This is a genomic window from Paenibacillus sp. LK1 (assembly GCF_002750415.1).
GTDB classification, from domain to species: domain Bacteria; phylum Bacillota; class Bacilli; order Paenibacillales; family Paenibacillaceae; genus Paenibacillus; species Paenibacillus taichungensis.
This window is the reverse complement of record NZ_PEII01000004.1, coordinates 56,601-79,858: the sequence shown is the minus strand read 5'-3', so window position 1 is coordinate 79,858 and position 23,258 is coordinate 56,601. Positions and strand designations below refer to the sequence as shown.

Below are 23,258 nucleotides of genomic sequence, written 5' to 3'. Positions count from 1 at the left end.
CCACATTCACGCCTGTTGTGGACATGCAAAAAGAAGCCCATACATTGGTATGAGCTTCTTTCCATATTTCAGTTATAAACGATGGATTAGTAAGAGCTCCATCCTGCATCTGCCGTTACAACTGTTCCGTTCACGAAGCTGGATTCATCGGAACCAAGGAACAGCGCCACCTGTGCAATTTCTTCACTCGTCCCCACACGTGGATTGATCGCCATGCCCAGCTGTTGTCGCCCTGCACCAAATGGGCTTATCCCGTCCATGGACGAACTGATGTTGGTTGCCACCCCGCCTGGAGCAATGGCATTACAACGAATGCCTTGTTCGGCATACATGAAGCCAGTGTTTTTCGTTAATCCTACCACTGCATGTTTGGAGGCCGTATAGGCTGCACCTGCTCGTCCACCGTTTAACCCACCTGCTGAGGCGATATTCACAATGACTCCTTTTTGTTTCTCCAGGAAGATTGGCAACACTTTGCGTGTTGCACGCATGACACTGGTCGTGTTGATTGCAAATACTCTTTCCCACTTGTCATCCAGAACATCGGCAACTGGCTCCATGCCGTCCATAATGCCTGCATTATTGACCAGAATGTCCACGGTTCCATAGGTGTTAACCGTCGTATCGATCAGGTTCTGAATATCCTCTTCCTTCGCCACATTCGCAACCACAAACGTCGCTTCTCCACCATTTGCCTTGATATCCTCAGCAACTGCCTTCGCTGAAGCTTCATTGATATCCGATACAACCACCTTAGCACCTTCTTGCGCGTAAAGTGTTGCAATTGCTTTGCCCATGCCAGAACCCGCACCTGTTACTACAGCTACTTTATCTTGAAGTCTCATAATTGTATCAACCTCCATGTATTCGTTTACAATAAGTTAACAAACAAATGTTCATTAACTCTTATCATTAGTATAATAAGTCATAGCATTCCTGTTCAATCAGTAAAAGCTTGTCCAATTGTACGTTAATCAACACTTCTAATTCCAAATGTACTTTATCTTAAAATACCTGTTTACGAGGAGTACTGCATATGACCGAACTTCCGAGTTCCATGGATCGAAGAATTAAGAAATCCAAAGCGGCACTAAAGGATGCCCTCATCCAATTGATGCAAAAGCAGCCGTTCAAAGAAATATCCATTACCGATATCGTACAGCTGGCGGATCTGAATCGGGGCACCTTTTACAGACACTATCAATACAAAGAAGACCTGTTCAATGAGATCATCGATGACATCATTAAGGATCTGGTCTTCTCCTATCGTGAACCTTATCTGGATAAAGAAATATTTGAAGTAAGTCATATGCCCTCTTCGGCAATCAAAATATTCGAACATGTGCATCAGCATGCGCAATTCTACACCCTTGTTGTGAAATCGGAGGCATCATCCAATTTTCAGCAAATGATCTGCGATGTTCTGCGTGACCTTGCCCTTCAGGACCTCAACGAAATATTTCCGTCCCACATCAATCGCGAGCTGTTGGCAAGTTATCAATCCCATGCGATATTCGGCATGATTATTGAATGGATTCGGCAGGAATTCAAACATACTCCGGCTTATATGGCAGATGAGTTATTTAAAATCATTAATTTCAAACCTGGTAATGTCGTGTACCATACCTCGTATAAGTCGCCCTAAGTACAACACGTACAGACAAACCAGCATAAGTTTTGAATGAAAGTCTCTCTTTTTCCTCATATTAATCAGGAATCAATTGAATAGTTTCTCAAAATATGGGTAAAAGGTATGAACGCCATATTTAACTATTTACATGTGTACCTAATATAATATGAGGAGGAATCATGATGACATCTTTCAAATATCGACTTGAACAAAAAGAACCCCGTACAGGCCCAGGCGGTATTACCCGCGGTGCTTCCGTTCGGGATTTTCCTGCGTCCATTGGAATAGCTGGCGTATCCATGCGCCTGGAACCGGGAGGCATGCGTGAATTGCACTGGCATGCCAATGCGGCGGAATGGGCTTATGTGATCAGCGGCTCCTGTCGCACCACTGTCATTCATCCGGACGGACATGCGTACACCGATACATTTGAGCCAGGAGATGTGTGGTATTTCCCACGTGGTTACGGACACTCCATTCAGGGATTGGGACCGGACGAATGCCATTTTATTCTGATATTTGATAATGGTGATTTCTCGGAAGATCACACGTTCAGCATTACCGATTTCCTGTCTCATACACCAAACAACATTGTTGCCCAGAATCTTGGGATTACCCCGGAGCGAGCAGCGAAATTGCCTCAGGGCGAAGCCTACTTCGTCAAAGGACCTGTCCCTAATGACAGCTCCTCTTCTGGAACCTATCGCCGCAATTCAGAGCTGACGACTCCCCACCGATACCCGCTGCATGCCAAGCAGCCCAGACGTGCCCCAGGAGGTGGAACACAGCGTACGGTTACTGTCGAAGATTTCCCCATCTCCACCACGATGGCCGGATCATTGATCGAGCTGCAACCAGGCGCATTGCGAGAGATGCATTGGCATCCAAACGCCGACGAATGGCAGTATTACATTAGCGGCACTGCCGAAATGACCGTATTTCTGGCAGAAGGTCATGCGGTGACAGAGCAATTCGAAGCAGGTGATGTGGGTTATGCCCCGATGGGTGCAGGTCACTATATCAAAAATACGGGAGATGAGGTCTGCCGTGTGTTAATCGGGTTCAACAGCGGACATTATGAAGCTATTGATCTAAGCGAGTGGCTCGCAGGCAATCCGGATGATGTGCTATCCACAAATCTGGAAATGTCCAAAGAGGAAGCCGAACAGCTTCCGAATGATACTCTTTTTATCGCACCTGACCCGAATAAATCGAAGTCATAGTTCAACTACCCGGTACCTATTGAACATAGGGCTGAGTTATTAAATCCTTCTGTCTTATTTCACGGAACCAATCCATTATCATGGAAAAGGGGTTGGACATCATGGCTTCTGCTTCCGATTCGACCAGTGATCGCAAACATGTGGGGCATACCGTAGAACGACTGGAGCCGGGTCTTTCCCGGCTTCTACTGTCATGTGTGCTTGTGCTGATCTCCGGTTTCATTGATGCGGTCGGATATCTGCAGCTGGGGAAAATATATCTGTCTTTCATGAGTGGTAACAGTACCAAGCTTGGCATCGCGCTATTTGAAGGAGACTCCGCTGTATTAACGAATATAGGTCTAGTCATCTTTTTATTCGTTGTAGGCGCCTTTATCGGTACGTTAATCACAGATCGAGCGGGAAAATGGCGCCTGGCGGGCATCTTGGGCTTTGAATCCCTGCTGTTTGCCGGTGCTATTGCATTCTTGCTGTTCCTCCATACCCAGAGCGTGCTTTTCCCGATTGCCGTTGCCATGGGTATGCAAAACACTATGCACCAGATGGTTGCTCATGCTGATGTGGGCAAAGGATTTGTAACAGGCACATTATTCGGTATTGGACAGGCACTGGCCAAAGCCGTTCGGGGTAAGGCTCCTGCTTCCGAATGGGCAGTACTCGCCCTGTCCTGGGTTATTTTTGTGATCGGTGCAGCTCTGGGAGCACTGTTATTAACCCAAGGAAGCCTGCTACTTGCCCTGATAGCTTCACTGGCTCTGCTTCTTCTGCTGATCCCCTACGTCCTCCACGTTCAACGTGATTTGACCTAAACAGCAGGAAAGCAAAAAAAAACGGTTGAACCAGATCTTATCTGAGTTCAACCGTTTTTTGAGGTCATGCATGTAACTTCCTTGTGTTCTTCTCACTGCCTTTCAAACTACAGCCCCAGCTTCTGCCCTTTCTCCAACCGCTGAATCTGTTGCTCTCCGGTATCCGCCAGTTCACGGAACTGATTAATCGTCTCCCGCATCCGTGGCAAGGCCTCCTGCTTATAGAGACTGATGGAGTCGAGCGCGGAAAGCACATCTGTGAAGGCCTGCTTCATCGTATCAACGGAAATGCTGGCCTCATAAGCTTGCTTCTGGATGGCAATGCCCTGATCTTTCAGCATTTTGGACGTACCTGCGATCAGGTCGTTGGTCGTCCGGTTAAGCAGTTCAATCTTCTGCAATACAATCTTCTGATTGTAAAGTGCACTCGCGACGGTGACGGCAATTTTCAATGCCGAGATCGTTACATTTTTGGCGCGATCCACACCGCGGATCAATTCCTTGTTGTTGCGGATGACAACTTCAATTGCCATGATGCCCTGTTGGTTCACCACCAGCATTTGCTGTAAATCCATGACCCGCTGACGAAGTGGGAACAGCACTTCTTCCGTGATAAAACGGACTTTCTCCGGGTCCTCATTCCGTACTTTGGCGGCTTCGATCTGTGCGTCAATCGACTCATCCATCAGCACGCCAAGCTGAATTTCCTTTTGCAGTCGTTTGGTGAGTTCCCGCAGATTTTGCTGTTCAATCTCCAGTGTTGTATTGTCGTTTCTCAGGGTCGCTCTGCCTTTATCCAGCGAAGTCACGATATCGGCGATAACCGCGTCGGCCTTCTGGTATTTCAGGAAATAGGCCCGGAGCGGATTGAACAATTTACCAAGGAATCCGGTCTTGGCAAAATCGACCACGCTAGGGTCGAGATCCTTCAGTTGCATATGCAGCTCGGTCAAGCCTTTGGCGACCTGACCGCCCTCGTCTCCCGTCTTGGAAAGATGTCCAACGGAGACTTGAAGCAACGCGTTTTTCTCAGAAGAAGATCTCATCGTGTTCATGCCAAAGCCGTCAATGGATTGCAGAATCTCCTTACGTTTCTCCAACGATTCGAGATCGAGTGTCATGATCATCTCCACATTGGCATTTGCGACTTGCTGCAGTTCCGCCACCTCGGCAGGTACGGGCTTTATTTCCTCCTCTATTACCTTCTGAATTTCCTTCTGGCTAGGTATCTCCATCGAAAACGACATCCAAGTTCCCCCTTCAATTACGTGCTATATAAAATGGAATAATGAACCTTACATTAGGTCACTTCAAGTGCAGTCCCCGTGCTACATCTGCACGTTGAACAGGTTACCGATTTTGTACACCACATCGTCTGTATCGGCGTTAATGCTAGCTGCTTCGTTAATGCTGGAGATGCTCTCCAAAGCTTTGATGTCCGCGTTATAACCGATCGTGTAGATTGGCACTTTGTACGTCTCAACCAGATCACGAATATCCTTCAGTGTATGACCCTCATTGGTCTCTCCATCACTTAGGACAAAGATCAGTGGTTTCACATTTGGATTGGTAGCCATATAATCTTCAAGCATCTTCATCGCCACGACGATCCCATCAAAGGTTGCCGTACCGCCACCCGCTTGCAGGCTATCCACCGTACCAACAAACATCGACTGCTGATTCGTATCATACTTGGCAATTGGCAGATTCACCGTTACTCCACTAGAGTAGGAGACGAGGCCGATGCTGTTATCTGTGCCAAGGAACTTCTGGCCTTTGCGCAATGATTCCTTGAGTCGGTTCAGCGGTTCGCCGTCCATACTGCCGGATACGTCGGTTACAAATACGGCGGCAATCGGTTTACTGCCGTTCTTTTTCTCTTTCCACACTTTCTGAGCGGACAACAAGGTGCCACCATCCACTGTGTTCAATTCAGACTTGTAGTCCTGCAAGCCGTTGAAGCCGAATTCCTCAGCCGATTGCTGATAATTCGCTTGGGTTACGAATTCTGCATACTTCTTAATAATCTCTTGCTTGTTCTGCGGCAGTTGCCCCAGTGCATACAGCGGGCTGTCATGTCTTACGCCAAAAGGGGTAAAGACGTATCCACTTTTCAGATCTGCGGTGTTTACGTAAGTCTGGTACTCCAGTACAAATGCGTCCAGTCGGCCTGACTTGGCTGCCTCACGCATCTGAATGGTTGTGGACGCCGTAAACGGTACGTTCGCTTGGAACTTCTCAAAACCCTCAATCGCTTTCTCACCAAGCGGATTGGAGCTGTCGTATGTGTTGAGTGCCGTCACGAGAAAGTTTAGGCCCGTGGAACTGGCAAATGGATCGGTGTACCCCATCGCGAGCTCATTGTTGGCAATCGCTTCGGTCACGGTTTTTACATTAACCGATCCGTACGTGTCGACCAGCGTATCATATTTAGCTTTCGAGATGACGATACCAGGAACGTTCCCCACCAGTCTTTTGGATACCAGGTCTGTCTTTACTCCGCTTGCAGCTACCATCTCGCCCCATAACTCATTCGAAGGGGTAAACGCATCAGGCACATATTTACCAGACTTAATATAATCAGCCGCCGTACCGGATGCGATATTGCGTAATTTTACCGAAACCTGCTTGCCACCAACGGTAATGTTAGCCTTGTTGAACTCTTCGGTAACCTCGGTCAACCAGCCATCTGCTCCGGTTCCCGCCTTTTCGATGGAAGAAAAGATCTCTACATAATCATTCGTTGTATTCTCGACCGTGATCGGAAATTTGGAGATGTCCGGCAGTGATTCAGCCACATCCACCGGGTCGAGATCAATCTGTCCCTTCACGGGTTCAGCCGTTGCCGGCGCAATGTCCGCATACAGCTTGCCTAACTCTTTGCCTGCATTCTCTGTCGTTACCTGTGTACTGGATTTACCAACGTTCGACGTCAGCGTAATCCCTGCATATACGAGGCCAAACACGAGTACCAGCATCACGATCGATATGAAAAAAAACTTTCCCTTCTTAGCCATACGTACAACCCCTCACTGTCTGTATAATTTGGTGTGCTTGATTAATTGGTCAATTTCTTGCATACATGGCATCTGTTCAATATCTCCTGCTTCAAAGCTGTCCAAGCGGGAGATTTCCAGCATCAATTGGTCAAGCTTCAAAAGAATTTCCTCATTGGTATGAAGCGAGTTTTTCACATAGCTTAGATAGTCGTTATATACTTTGGTCTTTTCCTGAAAGAGCTTCTGGGGAAGTGTAGCGGATTTGGACTTCATCAGGCTGGCGTACTCCGCTTCATCGAACACATTGAGGCGGTTAAGTACACTTCGGATGTTGAGGTATAACAGCTTCTCCACCTCGAGGGTGACCGAAGCAAATTTCTTGTAACTCAGTTCCCCTGGATCAAATCGCTGATTCAACACGTTCAGGAGGGTTTCCTTCTTTTTCTTCATGCGGCTTAGTTGAGATAATCCCAGTGTGATATCTTCCTCAAGTACTTTAATTCGTCGATAAAAGGATAACGCTTCCACATAGTCTTCATGGGTTTCGATATTCTTCACAGGCAAGACTACCGGCTGTCTGAACAATAAAGTGTAGCTTCCATAGAAGAGAGCCATCACGCTACCGAACAGAAATGTCACCGAGAGCGCTGTTGTAAATGCTCCCCCGCCAAACTCCAGTCCGATGAATCCTGGTGAGAACAATAGAACATTCATGACCACAACGCCGAAGATCAGCCCCAGCAGTTTTATGTACTTTATCATGTAAATCATCAGACCTCCTTTCGCGCTATGTGTTGGACCTTTATGTCGATATTTACCATTGGAACTTTATTTCATTGTACATGATGTTGCCGCATTCGGGTGGATTAATATGGATATTCATAATATACGTGGCTTGGGCTTATCCCATTTCATCTTTAGAGGGACAACGTGGATAAGATTTTGTAACCTCTGGGAAATGAGCCTGGTACCCTTGAACAATCGGTGGCGGAAAAAGAAATGTTATCAGGTAATACGTGGAAATTTGCTGTGCGTGTCATTTTTTATATAGGGCTTATACGATACGATAAAAATCAAAAAAACACCCCGACGCCAGCGCCGGAGTGATGATGATGTGTGTGCTCATTTTATTTTACGAAAAGATGGATTCCGGTTTACTTCGCGTTGTACGTACCTCCACCACTTTCCCGGCACATCCGTTGTCGTCAAACGCCTGGAATGCAACTCGAACGTTGTCTTTGCCTGACGTAAGCTTCTCAGGGACATGATAGGTTACGTAGAATACTTCACCGATCTTGTTCATATGAATTCGCTGTTCACCGACCACATGTCCATCGACGGCGATACTAAAGATTCTTTCATGCATCGTTCCTTCCCGTTCAAATGGAGAATGATCCCCGCCCCAGTATGCCACGCATACATAGTTCGGCGCAGAACCATCCACCGCCAGCTGGTAGCTGAAGTAAGCTCCGCTGACACCAAATGCTTCCCGCCACATATGCAGCTTGTTGCGGCTGTCTGTATATGAACCGTTATGATGTTCTGCGCGGCAATTGCTATCCAGATGATGTCCAATCTCATCCTGCTGACCGTCAGGCTGCACCCTGTCGATGGTGATATCATTCAATTCCTTCTCCAGTGCATCCCCTTCATCGTTAAACGGCCAATAGATTGTATAGAACTCATGATGCACATCATAGAACGGAATCAGTTTCACCGGGTTACCGTCTGATGTGACATCCTTGCTGATCTCAAACGTCAACGTACTTGCGTCTACGGCCTTGATCCACTCGCGTACATCCTCCTGCTCTGTCCAGATCACAGGTACAGATGCCGTTTTGGGATTCAGTGCCGTTTCGTCCACGATGGTATCCTCGGGCAGCCCTTCGCTTCCCAGAGCCCCTGCCAGTACAATCGGGCCGTACAGGAATGCCACCTTGTGTGCATCATCCCGGGATGTGTATTGGTGGAGCGACATCGGCAGCGTGATGGTGATGACATCACCAGCGGTCCATGTGCGCTCGATGTTGAGGTATCCGGGTTCCATCCGGGTATGCGGATGGGCCGTATCCCCGTTGACTGTTGCCGTCATTGGCTCCTGTAGCCATGAGGGCACACGTAGTCTAAGATTGGCCGAGGCGCTGCCTTCGGTGATCGTAAGGGTTACCTTTTCCGAATAAGGAAAGTCGGTTTCGAGCTTCAGTGATATGCCTTGGGATTTCCAGTCCAATTGGGAAGCGATATATAGATTTACGTACAGATCCTGCTCATCCTCGAAGTAGATTGCCTCGGCGTATTTGCCCGGGTTCTCCATGCCAGATCCTGTGCAGCACCACCAGGCAGTATCGTGAGTACCGTAGATTTTGTAGTGGCCTTGCAGTGTTGATGCAAAATACGTTTTGTTGCCTGTGTCCGGGTCCTGTGTGCCCAGGATATGGTTGTAGATCGCATTTTCATAATAGTCCATGTAGGCACTGTCGGGATTCCATGTGTAGAGCTGCTTCGTCAGATGCATCATGTTGTGGGTACAGCAGCTCTCTCCGGTTTTGATGCCGAGACTCTCCATGCCTTTCGCTTCATAATGCTCCGAAATGCTCGTAGCACCAAATACATAAGACCGATGATGAATCGTAGTGTCCCAGAAAAACTCCGCCGCTGTCCGGTAGCTCTCGTGATTATGATCCTGATTGTATATTTCAGCTGCACCGATGACTTTCGGAATCTGCGTATTCGCATGTTTGCCCTGAAGATCGTCCTGCTTGTGCTCCAACGGTTCGAGGATTAATTGATGTGTGAATTTGTTGGCTATCTCAAGGTATACAGACTTCCCGGTGATTCCATACAAATGGGCAAACACTTCATTCATGCCACCCTGTTCACATTGAAGCATGATCTGCATCTGTTCCTCGGTCATCGGGCTCAGACCTTCTACCGCCCAATCTGCAAACCGCGTTACCACGTCAAGGGCCTGCCGGTTGCCCGTTAATTTGTATGCATCAATTAGTCCGCGATAGATCTTGTGCACGCTGTACCATGGAACCCAATATTCACCGATGTTAAAACCACCAATGTGTTCTGCCCGAAATGCAATGCGGAAAGCTTCTTCGGATAAGCCGCCGACATACCCGCTGCCCGTTGTCTGTTGAATTGATGCAAGCTCGCTGACGGCATAATCCAGCGTTTGCTTTAACGTTTCATTACCTGTCGCCTGATAGGTCACTGCCAAGGCAGACAGATAGTGTCCAAGGGAATGCCCGCTAATCGAGCGTGCCTCCCAACCCGCGTATCGTTCCTTTTTCGCCGGTAACCCATGGGCCTCAAAACACGGTGCCAGAAAACGATCAATGTCCAGTGATAACAAATACTTTTCTCCAACTTCCTGTGACGTTTGAAAAACGCCATTTAACAGATTGACATGCTCAGGTCCCAGAAATCCCTTTTTGGTTTCAATCATTCTGCTCGCTCCTCCTCGGTATGTAGTGGATATTTAGAAGTATTTATATAAGTGTACAAAGGGTAAAATCCGTTTTTAAATTCATGTGTCCCTTACGAACTTTCTTCATACAGGCCTTGAATATCCTCATATTATCAAATAAAATACAACTACATCAGACTCATAATCCAAGAAAAGGTGGAGAAATCCGTCCTATGCAAAAGCCATTGGAACATTACTTGTGCGGCAAGTTCATAACCGAAGGCAATTGGAGCCATATGAAGCGCAGCATGCCTGTTCACGAGGTCATTTTAATGTTGGAAGGCGAGATGTACATTGCCGAGGAGGACGAGCAGTTTGTGGTTCGTGCAAATGATCTGCTATTTCTGAGGGCTGGACACATCCATTATGGCTATCAGGTCAGCGATGCTCCCGTCAGCTTTTATTGGGTTCATTATGATTCGATTGAGAAAGAGTTCGACCAGTATCCCACCCATGCGACTATTCAGGTTCCGTCCACCGCCAATCAGCTGTTCAAGCAATTGCTGCATAGTTCATCGTTCTCACCGGAAGAAGCAGACGCGGCATTGCTGCTGCTGCTCAAAGAACTGGAACGCAACACACAGGCGGGTTATCGGCCGCACAATGCGATCGTTGACCACATCTGCAAGTGGGTGGATATTCATCTGCATACCGACATTACGGTTGGAAAGATTGCCGAGACTTTTAATTTTAACAAGGACTATATCTCCAAAATGGTAAAACGTGAGAAAGGCATTGGGCTCAAAACCTATATCCTCACGGAACGGATTCGCCGGGCTAAGCAGATGCTGCTCAATACCAATGCCAGTGTGAAAGAAATTGCGGGGCAATGCGGTTTTTCGGATTACAAACTCTTCCTGCGCATGTTCAAACAATACGAAGGCAATACGCCCACCGAATATCGCAATAATTTGTATTCCACACAGCTCAATCGCCTATAATGAACCTTATACGTGCGAACCTTGGATGTCTTGTGCGGAAGTACCAACTCATAGAATTTCATGAGTCATATATAGAAAATTTGAATTAATCCAGTACCATTGGGTGTGATACAATTCAAGTCAACTATATCTCTTATCAAACCAAGATTAAATCAGAAGGAGAACTTGAGATGACAACGGCAGTAACGATTCATCCCGCTACAGAAGCTGACCATGAAGAAATTGTACATATTCTCATTGAAAGTTACTCCGAGTACCGGGACACGTTCCAAACACAGGAACAATGGGAACATTATTTGAAGGACATTCGGGAATCGCCGAGCAATCCTTATATCAAGCAATTATGGATTGCCAAAATAGATAATCAGATTGTTGGAACGGTCCAATTGTTTGAGACTGCGCATAAGGCTTATCCGAGCTTCGAGTTGCCTATTGATTATCCGTTTATTCGACTGCTGGGCGTTGATCCCAAGTGGAGAGGTCACGGTATTGCCAGAGAATTGCTTCAACAATGTGTTGAGTCTGCTAAAGACATGGGCAAAAATACGGTGTATTTATATACGGGCGGCCAGATGGTCAACGCGATCCGATTATACGAACGTTTCGGTTTTGTAGAAGACCCGGAATTCAGTTCCGAGAGTGGTGGAGGCAAAGCGATTTGCTACCGATATGATTCATAATTCTCGCAAATGGTACTAAGCGCGGATAACACAAAAAGGGATGCCCATAAGTCATTAACATGACAGAGGGTATCCCTTTTTAGCGATTATTCTGAGCTAAAGAATCGGAATAGAGCCGCAAAGGCTATTCGCTCCATTTCCCACACTATTAACCGCCGATTTCCACCAGAATTTTCGCATGGCTCTTGTCGGTCATGAGCAGTTCAAGTCCTTCCTGAACGATGTCGTCCAGCTTGATTTTTCTGGTGATCACCTGTTTCACATCAAGTGCTCCCTCAGCAATTAAAGAGATGACTTCAGGGAAGATATGACGGTAGGCCAGCGTTGCTGTCAGGTTCGCTTCTTTCACTAACAGATCGAAGAAATTCACCTGTAGTGGATTCGGAATTGCTGCGATGACAACAACTTCTCCACCTTTTTTGATCACAGCTACGGCGCTATCCATGGTTGGCTGTACACCTGCCGCTTCATATGCTACATCTATTCCGCCAGACTGCTGCAAAATCACTTCAGTGGCATTAACTTTGGCACTATTTACCGGAATGGCTCCCAGCTTGGCAGCCAAATTCAAGCGTTCTTCAAATACATCGACTGCATAGATCGTGGAAGCTCCAGCAGCTTTGGCTGAAAGGATCGTCAGCAGTCCAATCGGACCTGCACCATATACGGCAACCTTCTGACCCACTTTTAATTTGCTATGGCGAACCGCATGGAAAGCTACCGCTGTAGGCTCAACCAGTGCGCCCTCTTCAAAGGAGACGTTATCCGGCAATTTGTGCACCATATACGCCTCAACCACAACGTATTCAGCAAAGCCTCCGTCACCGTTCAGTCCCACAAATCCGAACTCGGTACATTGGTTATAGCGTCCCTGAATACAGTACTCACACTTTCCGCAATGATACAGCGGTTCAACAACGACACGGTCCCCTATACTGATACCGCTTACATCACTTCCCAATTCACTGACGGTTCCTGCAAACTCATGACCAAGTGTCAGCGGCGCTTTCTGTCCTGAAAGCGGGTGGTTCTGCCCTTCCTGAATGCCTACGCCATGATGGTAAGCATGTAAGTCACTACCGCAGATTCCTGCGTACTCGACTTTAATTTTCACTTGTCCTGATTGGGCTACCGGTATTTCCCGTTCTTCGACCCGGACATCTTTTTTGGCATACCATACTGCTGCTTTCATGAGATACATCCCCTTTGGTTTATCTTGTCTACCTGAGATTCAACTACTGTCTATTAATTATATCGCTGTTCACGTATTATTCATATTTATAGATACTAATGTTAATATTACTTGTACTAATGCTAAAACGGAGATGAAACCATGAATCTGGAACAACTTGAATATGTCGTTGAAATTGCCAAAACCCAATCGTTCTCGGCTGCCTCGGAGCACCTGCATGTCACTCAGTCGGCAATCAGCCAATCTGTACATCGACTTGAAAATGAGCTGGGTATGATCCTGTTCGAACGCTCGCGCCATGGGACGTTCCCCACCCCTGAAGGTAAACAGTTTATTGCCAAGGCACTCGATATTTTGCAGCGAATTGATGAATTGAAATCACTGAATGCCGAGACATCCTCGATAACCGGAGACCTGCATGTTGCTACTTTTCCAAGTGTGATGCCTTACCTTGTTCAGACTGCTGCAGATATGAAACGTGAGCACCCTCAATTGAATATTGCCATTGAAGAGAAAGGTTCCATGGAAATTATCGAGGACATCCGTAACAACAGAACCCACCTGGGCTTCATCGCCATCTACGCCAAACAATTGAGGGAATTCGATGGACTGCACTTCAGTCCTATGTATTCAGGCAAACTGGTTGTATGCACTCATCACCAATCCGAACTAGCCAAGCTTAACCGGGTTACTCCCGAACAATTAAAAGAACATAAGCTTGCTCTGTATCGTGATGGATTTATCGAAGATTTCCTGCAGGAGTTCACGTATGATTATGGCCCTCTGTCCATCCTGTTCAAAACGAACAACTCGGAAGCGATCAGCACCGTTCTAAGAAACAATATTGCCGCCACCATCGGTCATGACTTTTCCTTCTACCAACATCCGCTATGGAAAGAAGGCATTGCAAAAATGGTAGAGATCGCCTCGATCGACCAACCTAAAATGCAAATCGGCTTCGTACAGACTGAATCCAAGGAGGTTGCTGTGGCCGCAGAGCGATTTGCTCAACGCTTCAGACAGGCAATTGAGCTGGATCAGTTATGATGGCAGAGTCTAAGTCATAATTGGGATGTCAAAAAAAACACTCCGGTGTTTGCACCAGAGTGTTCCACATTTGATAAGGATTCAACTTACTGCTTACTGCTTGCTTCCTTTATACCTTTACTTTTCTTACAGCTTCGCTCAACTCAATCGTATGCTGCCTCAGCAAGGTGGACGTTTGTGCCACCTTCTGGAACATGCTCGACTGCTCCCCTGTCAAACGATAAATGTCATCCGAATGATCTGAAACGCCGGATGAAATTTGCGAGATCGTATTGACCGATGCTGCCGCTTCCTCGGAACCCGCCGATATTTCCTCCGCTGCTGCGGATACCTCCTGGATACGATGTGTTACCACACGAAACGCCTCAACCATATGAGTAAAGGCAAGCTCTGCTTCTGCTGTGCTCGTCACCCCCTGGCCGATCTCTTGCGAGGTAACATCCATCTGTGATCCGATATGCTGGGACTCCTTCTGAATACCGAGCAACAAATCCGATATCGTCTGCACAGATGTGCCTGAAGCCTCAGCCAATTTTCGTACTTCATCCGCTACAACGGCAAATCCCTTCCCATGCTCTCCTGCATGAGCGGCTTCAATTGAAGCATTCAGCGCCAGCAGCTTGGTCTGACTCGCAAAATCCCGCACCGTATGAAGTGCACCGCCGATTTGCTGTGAGAAGTTGTTAAGCACCTGGACCATGGCTACAACTTCAGCAGATACAGCCGAAATGCTCTCCATCTGTTTCTTCATTTGCGTCATGCTCTGCTTACCCGATTGTGCCGTAGCAAGCGCAGTTGTTGCAGCGTCGGACACGGCTGTAGATGACTCTGAAATATCGGTAATCCCTTTAGCGATTTCTTCCATCGCATTGGCGCTGTCGCTAGCACCTTGCTTCTGGGTATGCGCTCCCTGTCTGATCTGCTGCACGGATTGGTCAACACTCTTATTCATCTCAAGCATATCTTCTGCATCACGATTGAATTGCTCCGTTGATTCCGCGAGAATATCCGTGGTTACCGAAACACCCGCGACCATGTCGCCAATCATTTTATTTAAGTCCCCAGACATATGAATCATCGCCTTGAATGTGCTGCCAATCTCATCCTCACTTTGCAGCCGATACGCGGTCAGGATTCGATTGGCTTCCGCCAGCTCACCTTGCGCCATTTGTTCGACGCTTGCCTTCAACGGTTTCAGCGGTCGCAGGCCTCTTACGATGAACCACAATACAACTGCGATGCCTGCAACCGTGATGAACAACAACAGGGCATACAACGGAATGCTGGATTTCATAATATCTGACTCAATACTTCCAATGACCGACACAGCTGTATCGATTCCTAACACACCCGTTAAGGCCCCATTACTGTCCAGAATCGGAGCGTATGAGGAAATATATTCACCATACTCCTCATTATTAATGATAGGGGAACTGGCTGTTTTCCCTTGCAAGAGCTTTTGGACTGCATCACCTGGGATATCCGTCACTTCATTGATCGGTGATGCTTTATCTGCATCTTTCATGCCGTCCACCATAATGAAAGGTGTGCCTGTATCGTCTATTTTTACAAAATACACATACATCGCACCGATGCTCACACGAAAATCATCCAGCTCATCACGAATCTTCAAGAACACGTCATTTTCCTTGGGGTCTTTGGCAAATTCCACATACGGTCCTGTATCCAGCTGTTTCACATAACTCTCGGCAATTTGAATATTGTAACTCGATATGGCCTCCTGCGCGGCTAGCTTCATATTCGCCAGCTGAAGCAGCATGCTTCCCGCAGATATAATCACAATGACCAAGGTAACAATGGCAACAATGCGAACAACCAAACGTTTCTTGAAAAAACCGACCATCCAATCCTCTTCCTCTCACACCTGTATGTAAGCCTTTTCGACTACGCCCTATCCAAAAACTACATGCTTGAAGCACTATGTAATGTGAAAATAGTATATGAAGTTGTCGAATTAGGCAAGAAAATATTGGATAGAGATTAGAACACTATCATCACTGTGTTAGCTTTATTTTTATAGAAGTATATCCATCTTTGTTTCGATGAAACTGTTACGCTTTTATACAAAGAAAAACTCCGACGTATGCGTCAGAGTTTAGTCAACATGGGTAGGTTAAACCTGGTTTTCGTAAGTGATCTCACAGATTCATCACCAATCAAACCCATTAAGAGATATCTGTGTACACCACTGAGTTAATAGGGATTTCAGATTGGTTTATTGACTTACCAACGCATATACCAATGCTCTTCTTATTCATTAATGAACTTGAGATTTGTACAGAAACCACATCTATTGGAAATTCCTTATTGTCAGGTGTTCGAACAACAATATGATTATGGATTCGCTTTTTGATCTGATCATGGCTTAGGTCATCAAGATCAGGATTGATACCCACTAAAATAGTGCCATATTCGGATGATTCAAAAACGTCTCCAACCTTCATCAATTTATGCAAATTCATCATCCTTTCTATTTGTGTTGGATATAAAGTTCATTCTTCACATCTTGTACACGGAGATCTGCGTTTTTTAATCTCGTTACTGCATCTCTAAGTAGTGTCATTCTCTCTACAGAAGCTAATTCTGGTGCAAACCTCGCTGCTCTTATGCTGGCTTGTGCTTCGTCCAAAGTAAAATTTCGTGCATACGTTGCATCATCAAGATTATAGTTCAAAGGCCCTTCCGCTTTTAAACGCTTCATCTGAAAAACCTGGCTTTGGGCTGCTTCAAACTGTCTGGAGACTGATAACAGCTGTTCCGGTGTTACTTTTATCGTCGTCATGTGGTACCTCGTTTGAAATATATTCGTTGTTATATGATTCCAAGGGAGGAGTATGATTTATGTAAGATTCAAACGTACTTCTGGTCCTTTATTATAAAAGCAGCTCATGCCATTTCGTAGCTATTGGCGATTTATTTTATCTAGTTCGCATTACCCCTATTTTTCCATAATATAACATCAAACTTCAAATCAGTCCCTATTAAAACTTTTCTTTCTCAAAAAAAACACCCCAGCGTGAACGCTGAGATGTCTTGTTACTGCAAAGCTATTATGATTCTTCTACAAAAACTAAACTTCTTGCCCACGTTTCTTCCTGAATCGAATTAGAGACCAGAGAATCAGTAACACGAGTACAGTTAGACAGATGCTGATGCTAAAACGATTGCCTTCATCAAATACAAACATGACTGAAATGACGCCGAGACAGAGTACAGCAGCTCCAGTTACGTAAGGAAATCCCCAAACCTTAAATGTCGGCTGTACCGGATATCTCTTGCGCAGCTTCATCTGTGATGTGGCGATACAAATCCACACAAGCATCACGACAAACCCCGGAACCGCCAGCAGCACGCGGAAGAGCTGATCTTGTGCGAATAGCCCCAGCATGGAGCCCCCAAGTAGAATCACAGCACATACCAGCAGTGTATTTACCGGACTGCCGTTGCGATTCGTATGTGATAAAGCCTTGGGAGCTTCACCACCTACCGCCATAGAATGCATCATACGGGATGCGCCATAAATGCCGGAATTTGCAGCAGACAGAACGGCGGTCACCAAAATAAAGTTCATAATATGTGCTGCACCCGGAAGTCCCGTGGAAGCCAGCACCTGTACAAAAGGACTACTCTCGGGCCCTAATTCATTCCACGGAATGAGCCCACAGATGATGAGAATCGGCAGCGTGAAAAATAAAATGATTCTCAGCATAAAGTTCCCTACAATTTTGGGCATCACCTTGTCCGTATTTTCCGTCTCCGTTAAGGTTAAGCCAATAAGCTCAGATCCTCCATAAGAGAACATGACGACCAATAATGCCGAAAAGATCGATGACCATCCATTAGGGAAGAAACCGCCTGCTTGCGTGTAATTATGCAGATAAGGCGTGTTATCACTTGGAATGATCCCGAAGATCAGACCAGCCCCGAGGATAATAAAAATAATAATCATGGCGATTTTAATGCCCGCCAGCCAAAATTCAAATTCCCCAAATACGCCCACACTCAGCAGATTAATCAGTATAATAAACACTGCACACGCAAGGCTCAACGCCCACAGTGGCACTTCCGTGAACCAATACTGCAAAAAGCTCCCTGCTGCAATCACCTCAATCACACATACCGACAACCAGAGGAAACAATACATCCATCCCATGATAAAGGAGACTCTGCTGCCGAACGCTTCCTGCACAAAGTCTTTCATATTTTTATTCTTGTATACCGTAGCCATCTCCGCCATCGCAGCCATGACAACCAGTAACAATAATCCTGCAAAAATGTACGTTACAATAACTCCTGGACCTGCAAGTCCAATTGTTTCGGCGCTTCCTTTGAAAATTCCGGTTCCAATGACACCGCCCATAGCCATAAAGCTAATATGCCTTGGTTTAAGTTTCTTCTGCAATGTTCCTTCTGTCTGAGCCAATTCAAGTCCTCCTGATGTAAAAAACGTCTGCATTTCTGTTTCATGTTTATATAAACATAATGTCCAGTATACCCTATTGTCCATGCCTCAGCCCAGCAGTTCCGTACGGCCAATTCATCCCAAACGAATGCTGACATAACCTATGTTTTATACCCCACAGTGAGACAAAGCAATCTGTATGCAGTCCAATTCGTTCATTTGAATACATTCTACTCTTCTTGCGATCTCCAATATGTATGATTTGTTGCAGTCCATCACTTCGCAAAACAATTAATAAACGTAAAAAACCAGCTGTCTGTATGCAACAGAATACTGGTTTCCTTTGTCCCTGCTATGTTTTACTTCCTATCATGTAATTTATAATTCCTTCGTCATAAAAGCGCTGTTCGGGTCCAAACTATAATCTGCGAATGGCTCACAGTATACAAACCCAAAGTCCTCATACAGCTTACGCGCCGGAATAAAAGAATCCATCGAACCTGTCTCCAGACTGATTCGTTTATATCCCCGATTCTTGGCAACCTCAATAATATGGGCAAGAATTTGTCTTGCTACGCCTTTTCTCAGGTGGGCTGATGCTGTACGCATCGATTTCAATTCTGCATGCTCCGAATTCAATTCCTTCATGGCCCCGCAACCAAGCAGCTCCTCCGCTTCCCATGCACACCAGAATGTTATCTCAGGTTTCTTTAACCCATCGAGATCCAGGGCATGAATGCTTTCCGGCGGCGAATCTGCTGCCATTCCCTGCAGATGTTCTGCAATTAATCCAATGACTTGATGACCGCTCAAATCGTCTACTTTGATCTCCATATCTACCACTCCTGCCGACATTTTGTTGTGTGTTGTATCACTGAATACATGTCTATTGTTTATATAGTACTACCATGATAGGTTTCCTGACAACAACTTCAGAAACACGAATGAAATGTCTATTGTGACACCCTTAAATTTCCATTATAGTGAAGCTATCTGAAACCAAAAGGAGCGAAGAATATTGCGTAGCAGTCATATAGCTAATTGTCGTACCGAGGTGAAGCGAACTTAATTTGTGAAAAGGAGACTATCATGACACTATCGACTGAAAATCTGTTTTATAGCAAACGCTTGAAAATGACTCCGCCCCGTGCTGAAGACGTGCAGACCATGCTACAATGGAATGAAGATCCTGAGTATTTGCGAAATGTGGATACGGATATTGCCATTCCATTTTCGGAAAAGCAGCTTGAGGATGAAGGCGAGACAAAGGACAAGGAAGTTTACTTTCGGCTTCGAACGCTTGAGGATGAACAACTGATCGGATTCGTTGTCATTCACAGCATTGAGTGGAACAACCGCAGCGGACAACTTGCCATTGGCATTGGACTCGCAGAACATCGCAACAAGGGGTACGGCACGGAAGCGTTGAATCTTATTTTGCGGTATGGCTTCCATGAATTGAATCTGGACCGGGTCGGTCTGGATGTCATCGCCTATAATGCCAAAGGCATCCGTGCCTATGAGAAGGTTGGCTTTCAGTTGGAAGGTCGTGCTAGATCAGCCGTGTATCGTGATGGAAAACGCTATGATCGCTTATTGATGGGAATTCTAAGACCGGAATGGGAAGCACACAATCAGATCAATGTGGAGGGTGGACAAGCATGAATATGAATGCGGAAGTTACTGAATTTATCGAACAGATCCCGGTTCCCTGGCAAGCCCAGGTTGCAAGTAAACTGCGGGAGTTGGTACATGAGTCCATCCCTGAAGTAGAGGAACGTGTGCAATACAAGAAACCTCATTTCCTGAAAAACGGTAAATATTCAGCAGTCATCTCCCCTTCCAAGCCATCAGTATCCTTCACGATCTTCAATGCAACCGGACTTGAGCTGCCAGATGGGATATTTGAAGGCCCAGCGGAACGTAAAACAATCAAGATCAAGGAAAAAGATACGCCTGATTATGAGTGGCTGGCTGCACTTCTGACACAGGCATCGGCAGAACTTTAAGCTGGTATCGAGGATATAACGTGTCATAGATTTTTCTAACCGACTATAGCAACTATTAAAAAGGCCAACCAGGATATCTGGTTGACCTAGTCATACGAGGGGGCTTCCTAGAATGTTAAATACATATAGGATAGCCCCTTTTGGGTATGCAGCTGTCAATACAACTAAGTCGCTCTATGCAATAACAGATCATTAGAGATCACAGTCAGGATTGTTGATAAGATACCGCGGTCATCTGACACGGCTCGCAAATGAACATGTAATACATGCCATCCCCGTACTCCTCAACCTCGCTCCAGTCCATTTGTCCAACGGCCCTCATCCTATAAGAGCAGCATGGACAGTTCGGGTACTCCGCGTCCTGAACCCATCCGGGGTGGCCCCCGATCTGGGATGTAGAAGGCTCCATCGCCCACTCACTGCCATGGAACGCATGACGTGGAGCAGTCGCAATCCGAAACTGCCGGCCTGCATCCGGTGCAAGCTGAACATTGTCGTCCGGGTCAAGATCATCCGCTCCCATCGGCATCACATTATGCGCACTCCAGAACGGTTCACCTGCTGAATCCATCTCCATATAAACGACGCCATAACAACTGCAACTAACGCAAGTCTGCACTTGAAGTCGCTCACTGTTCCAAGCATCCTGCAATGCTGGATGACGTACATCCAGATCAATTAAGGTTGTTAACTGACTGCCACACCACTCACAGTTATCGGTACTGGTCAACAGCATGGAGATCGGGTCGCCAATTGATGTGTCGTCAGCCCCTTCATTCTCTTTTACTTTATAGAGTGAATAACTTGGGGTGATAAATAAATCCTTGCGCTGGCCTTCATTCGTTAACTCCCAACCGGCTTCGGTTGTATAGTGCTCTGGTGCGACATGCAGCTGATCTGCCCAGCGAGGTGGCGACTGCCTCCATTGCTGGAACTGACGTACGACAACGTCATCTCCAATATAGGCGAGCATGAGCAACAGATTATTCCGATTCTCATCATCGGTGTTCACCAGCTGCAAGAGTTGATCACGTACTTCGGCCGAGGCACTCTTATACAAAATGACAGGGTAGTAGATTTCGTGCTCCAACAGCTCAGGAATCTGTGCAGACAACGACGTATCATGGTAACAGACCAGATACACCAAAATATCTTTACCTGTATCGTCATCCCCCATACGAATCAGTTGCATCGCATAATCGATCATGAGGGCTTGCTGCTCCGTAGACAAGGATAGATATACTTCTTCTTTGGAATGCTCGTATGCCACATAACGGATTAGTGGATCATGAACCTGGCGTGTATGCATAATTTTCAAAATCTCCACAGGGTCCGTGATTCCCTCATACAAATCCACGTCGCGCCGATTGGCTTCAATGTATCTCTGATGTGCCTCGCGTTCCATCTCCTGCTTGCAAGGCTTGCAGTATCCACCTGTTCTGGCAGCCGTTGCTGGCAAAATTGTATTTGGGCACTCCTCTCGTATGCACGGAATACGTTCTGTCATCTATGGGTACCTCCTCTGCTATTGATCACGCTTCACGATCCATCGAGTCCATTCGATATCAATCAGCGGGAAGGTAGATTAGTGATGTCCCAGTTGATCCTTCGTAAATTCATAAAATGCGATCGCATCTTCGCTGCTGGCAAAACCCGCCTGTGCCATCTTATCGCTGCCGCCACCTTTGCCCTGGTAGGCTCCGAGATTGCCCTTGAAGAAAGGTCCACAAGCCCACTCCGGCGGCTGCCCGTTCTGCGCCAATACAACTTTGGCCTCCGAGATGCTCGCAAAGAGTACAAGGCCCTCATGTTCTGATGTCAGCTTGGTCGCCAGACTCTGCATATCCTTGAGCGATTTGTCCTCAAAGATTTGAGCAATGACAAGCCCTTCCCGTGCAAATAAAAGCTCTTGCGCATAATAAGCGTCATTGGAAGATTTCGCAGCGTTCAGCTCTGCTTGCAGCTGCTTTTGTTCTGCTTCCATTTTGTCGATCCGATCCGCAAGCTCTTCCCGGCTGGTCTTCAATTTGGCTGTAATTCCGGTCAGCACGCTTTGTGCGGCGTTGAACTCATTCAGTGCTCGGTATCCGCATTTAAAATAAATCCGGGTGCCGCCCTTCACTTTCTCGGTTTTCAACAGTTTAATAATCCCGATCTCTCCTGTGGCTGACACATGTGTTCCACCACAAGCGTTATATTCCACGCCCTCGATCTCCACGATGCGAATATCTTCGGTTACGGAAGGTTGCTTCACCAGCGGCAGACGTGCCGCTTCTTCCGCTGTGACCCAGGAACTGCTGATTTGGGCATTCCGGTAAATCTGCTGATTGACCTCCATTTCAATTGCAGCCAGTTGGTTCGCTCCCAGTTCGGCTGCGGCCACATCAATCGTGATATAATCTGTCCCCAGATGAAAGCTGAGCGTCATCGCATCTGCCAGCTTCAGCGTAATAGCTGACAGCAAATGCTGCCCGCTATGCTGCTGCATATGATCGAATCTGCGCTGCCAATCGATGTGGCAATCCACGTCATTCTGGTCCGGCGCACGCTCCAGCTTGTGCAGCACCTCACCATCTTCACTAATCACATCCAACACATCAATGCCGCCGATCTGCCCCAGATCACAAGGCTGTCCACCCCCATGCGGATAAAAAGCAGTCTCTGCCAGCGTGACATATATACCGTCTTCCTTGTCCACTCTGCCTGTAATTTGTGTATGCCACTCCCGTGTGTACGCGGAGTCATAATAGATTTTTTGCGTCATCGAATCATCCCGATCCCTTCTCGTTCAAATGGCTATCCATACTCTCCAGATTACACTATCTGGAAC

The 23,258-nt window shown here is 46.6% G+C and carries 21 protein-coding genes; 8 read left to right on the top strand and 13 right to left on the bottom strand.

The window, feature by feature from the left end; genetic code table 11:
* Nucleotides 1-86: 86 nt before the first annotated feature.
* On the bottom strand, nucleotides 87-845 hold the full coding sequence (locus CS562_RS10210) for an SDR family oxidoreductase (protein WP_076290385.1): 759 nt from the start codon (nucleotides 843-845) through the stop codon (nucleotides 87-89).
* A gap of 191 nt (nucleotides 846-1,036) precedes the next feature.
* Here CS562_RS10210 and CS562_RS10205 point away from each other — a divergent pair, with 191 nt between their 5' ends.
* The 3 genes from CS562_RS10205 to CS562_RS10195 all read left to right on the top strand — a co-directional run bounded on the left by CS562_RS10205 (nucleotide 1,037) and on the right by CS562_RS10195 (nucleotide 3,662).
* Nucleotides 1,037-1,645: a TetR/AcrR family transcriptional regulator gene (locus tag CS562_RS10205; RefSeq protein WP_076290386.1), complete on the top strand. Its 609-nt coding sequence runs from the start codon at nucleotides 1,037-1,039 to the stop codon at nucleotides 1,643-1,645.
* A 167-nt stretch (nucleotides 1,646-1,812) separates the two neighbouring features.
* Nucleotides 1,813-2,853, top strand: a complete 1,041-nt coding sequence (locus tag CS562_RS10200; protein ID WP_063566019.1) for a cupin domain-containing protein — start codon at nucleotides 1,813-1,815, stop codon at nucleotides 2,851-2,853.
* 101 nt (nucleotides 2,854-2,954) lie between these two features.
* Nucleotides 2,955-3,662, top strand: coding sequence for a YoaK family protein (locus CS562_RS10195; RefSeq protein WP_180287090.1), 708 nt, complete (start codon nucleotides 2,955-2,957; stop codon nucleotides 3,660-3,662).
* Between the two features lie 107 nt (nucleotides 3,663-3,769).
* Here the strand turns inward: CS562_RS10195 and CS562_RS10190 are convergent, their stop codons facing one another.
* The 4 genes from CS562_RS10190 to CS562_RS10175 form a co-directional block, all read right to left on the bottom strand.
* Nucleotides 3,770-4,909, bottom strand: a complete 1,140-nt coding sequence (locus tag CS562_RS10190; protein ID WP_063566020.1) for a toxic anion resistance protein — start codon at nucleotides 4,907-4,909, stop codon at nucleotides 3,770-3,772.
* Between the two features lie 81 nt (nucleotides 4,910-4,990).
* Nucleotides 4,991-6,679 (bottom strand): vWA domain-containing protein, encoded by a 1,689-nt coding sequence (locus CS562_RS10185; protein WP_099855435.1) that lies wholly within the window; start codon nucleotides 6,677-6,679, stop codon nucleotides 4,991-4,993.
* 12 nt (nucleotides 6,680-6,691) lie between these two features.
* Nucleotides 6,692-7,423 (bottom strand): hypothetical protein, encoded by a 732-nt coding sequence (locus CS562_RS10180; protein ID WP_063566066.1) that lies wholly within the window; start codon nucleotides 7,421-7,423, stop codon nucleotides 6,692-6,694.
* Between the two features lie 370 nt (nucleotides 7,424-7,793).
* Nucleotides 7,794-10,115 (bottom strand): glycoside hydrolase family 127 protein, encoded by a 2,322-nt coding sequence (locus CS562_RS10175; protein ID WP_099855432.1) that lies wholly within the window; start codon nucleotides 10,113-10,115, stop codon nucleotides 7,794-7,796.
* Nucleotides 10,116-10,309: 194 nt separating this feature from the next.
* Between CS562_RS10175 and CS562_RS10170 the strand changes: the two genes are divergently transcribed.
* Both CS562_RS10170 and CS562_RS10165 read left to right on the top strand, forming a co-directional pair.
* Nucleotides 10,310-11,077: a helix-turn-helix transcriptional regulator gene (locus CS562_RS10170; RefSeq protein ID WP_099855429.1), complete on the top strand. Its 768-nt coding sequence runs from the start codon at nucleotides 10,310-10,312 to the stop codon at nucleotides 11,075-11,077.
* A 170-nt stretch (nucleotides 11,078-11,247) separates the two neighbouring features.
* Entirely contained in the window at nucleotides 11,248-11,757 is a 510-nt protein-coding gene (locus CS562_RS10165) for a GNAT family N-acetyltransferase (RefSeq protein WP_063566024.1), read from the top strand.
* A gap of 148 nt (nucleotides 11,758-11,905) precedes the next feature.
* Here the strand turns inward: CS562_RS10165 and CS562_RS10160 are convergent, their stop codons facing one another.
* Entirely contained in the window at nucleotides 11,906-12,949 is a 1,044-nt protein-coding gene (locus CS562_RS10160) for a 2,3-butanediol dehydrogenase (RefSeq protein WP_099855427.1), read from the bottom strand.
* Between the two features lie 141 nt (nucleotides 12,950-13,090).
* Between CS562_RS10160 and CS562_RS10155 the strand changes: the two genes are divergently transcribed.
* Nucleotides 13,091-13,996, top strand: a complete 906-nt coding sequence (locus CS562_RS10155) for a LysR family transcriptional regulator (RefSeq protein ID WP_099855426.1) — start codon at nucleotides 13,091-13,093, stop codon at nucleotides 13,994-13,996.
* Nucleotides 13,997-14,105: 109 nt separating this feature from the next.
* Here the strand turns inward: CS562_RS10155 and CS562_RS10150 are convergent, their stop codons facing one another.
* The 5 genes from CS562_RS10150 to CS562_RS10130 all read right to left on the bottom strand — a co-directional run bounded on the left by CS562_RS10150 (nucleotide 14,106) and on the right by CS562_RS10130 (nucleotide 19,253).
* Nucleotides 14,106-15,860 carry a methyl-accepting chemotaxis protein gene (locus CS562_RS10150; RefSeq protein ID WP_099855424.1) on the bottom strand — a complete coding sequence of 585 codons (1,755 nt, stop codon included), beginning with the start codon at nucleotides 15,858-15,860 and terminating at the stop codon, nucleotides 14,106-14,108.
* A 322-nt stretch (nucleotides 15,861-16,182) separates the two neighbouring features.
* Nucleotides 16,183-16,473, bottom strand: a complete 291-nt coding sequence (locus CS562_RS10145) for a hypothetical protein (protein ID WP_099855422.1) — start codon at nucleotides 16,471-16,473, stop codon at nucleotides 16,183-16,185.
* A 14-nt stretch (nucleotides 16,474-16,487) separates the two neighbouring features.
* Nucleotides 16,488-16,799 (bottom strand): hypothetical protein, encoded by a 312-nt coding sequence (locus tag CS562_RS33405; protein WP_257219446.1) that lies wholly within the window; start codon nucleotides 16,797-16,799, stop codon nucleotides 16,488-16,490.
* A 288-nt stretch (nucleotides 16,800-17,087) separates the two neighbouring features.
* Nucleotides 17,088-18,473, bottom strand: coding sequence for an amino acid permease (locus tag CS562_RS10135; protein WP_099855919.1), 1,386 nt, complete (start codon nucleotides 18,471-18,473; stop codon nucleotides 17,088-17,090).
* 324 nt (nucleotides 18,474-18,797) lie between these two features.
* Nucleotides 18,798-19,253 (bottom strand): GNAT family N-acetyltransferase, encoded by a 456-nt coding sequence (locus CS562_RS10130; protein WP_079694988.1) that lies wholly within the window; start codon nucleotides 19,251-19,253, stop codon nucleotides 18,798-18,800.
* A 255-nt stretch (nucleotides 19,254-19,508) separates the two neighbouring features.
* Between CS562_RS10130 and CS562_RS10125 the strand changes: the two genes are divergently transcribed.
* Both CS562_RS10125 and CS562_RS10120 read left to right on the top strand, forming a co-directional pair.
* On the top strand, nucleotides 19,509-20,084 hold the full coding sequence (locus CS562_RS10125; RefSeq protein WP_099855421.1) for a GNAT family N-acetyltransferase: 576 nt from the start codon (nucleotides 19,509-19,511) through the stop codon (nucleotides 20,082-20,084).
* Between the two features lie 2 nt (nucleotides 20,085-20,086).
* Nucleotides 20,087-20,428 carry a DUF1801 domain-containing protein gene (locus CS562_RS10120; protein WP_099855917.1) on the top strand — a complete coding sequence of 114 codons (342 nt, stop codon included), beginning with the start codon at nucleotides 20,087-20,089 and terminating at the stop codon, nucleotides 20,426-20,428.
* Between the two features lie 205 nt (nucleotides 20,429-20,633).
* Here the strand turns inward: CS562_RS10120 and CS562_RS10115 are convergent, their stop codons facing one another.
* Both CS562_RS10115 and CS562_RS10110 read right to left on the bottom strand, forming a co-directional pair.
* Complete coding sequence (locus CS562_RS10115; protein WP_099855419.1) at nucleotides 20,634-21,935, bottom strand: DUF1963 domain-containing protein; 1,302 nt, start codon at nucleotides 21,933-21,935, stop codon at nucleotides 20,634-20,636.
* A 78-nt stretch (nucleotides 21,936-22,013) separates the two neighbouring features.
* Complete coding sequence (locus CS562_RS10110; RefSeq protein ID WP_099855417.1) at nucleotides 22,014-23,192, bottom strand: alanyl-tRNA editing protein; 1,179 nt, start codon at nucleotides 23,190-23,192, stop codon at nucleotides 22,014-22,016.
* Nucleotides 23,193-23,258 lie beyond the last annotated feature (66 nt).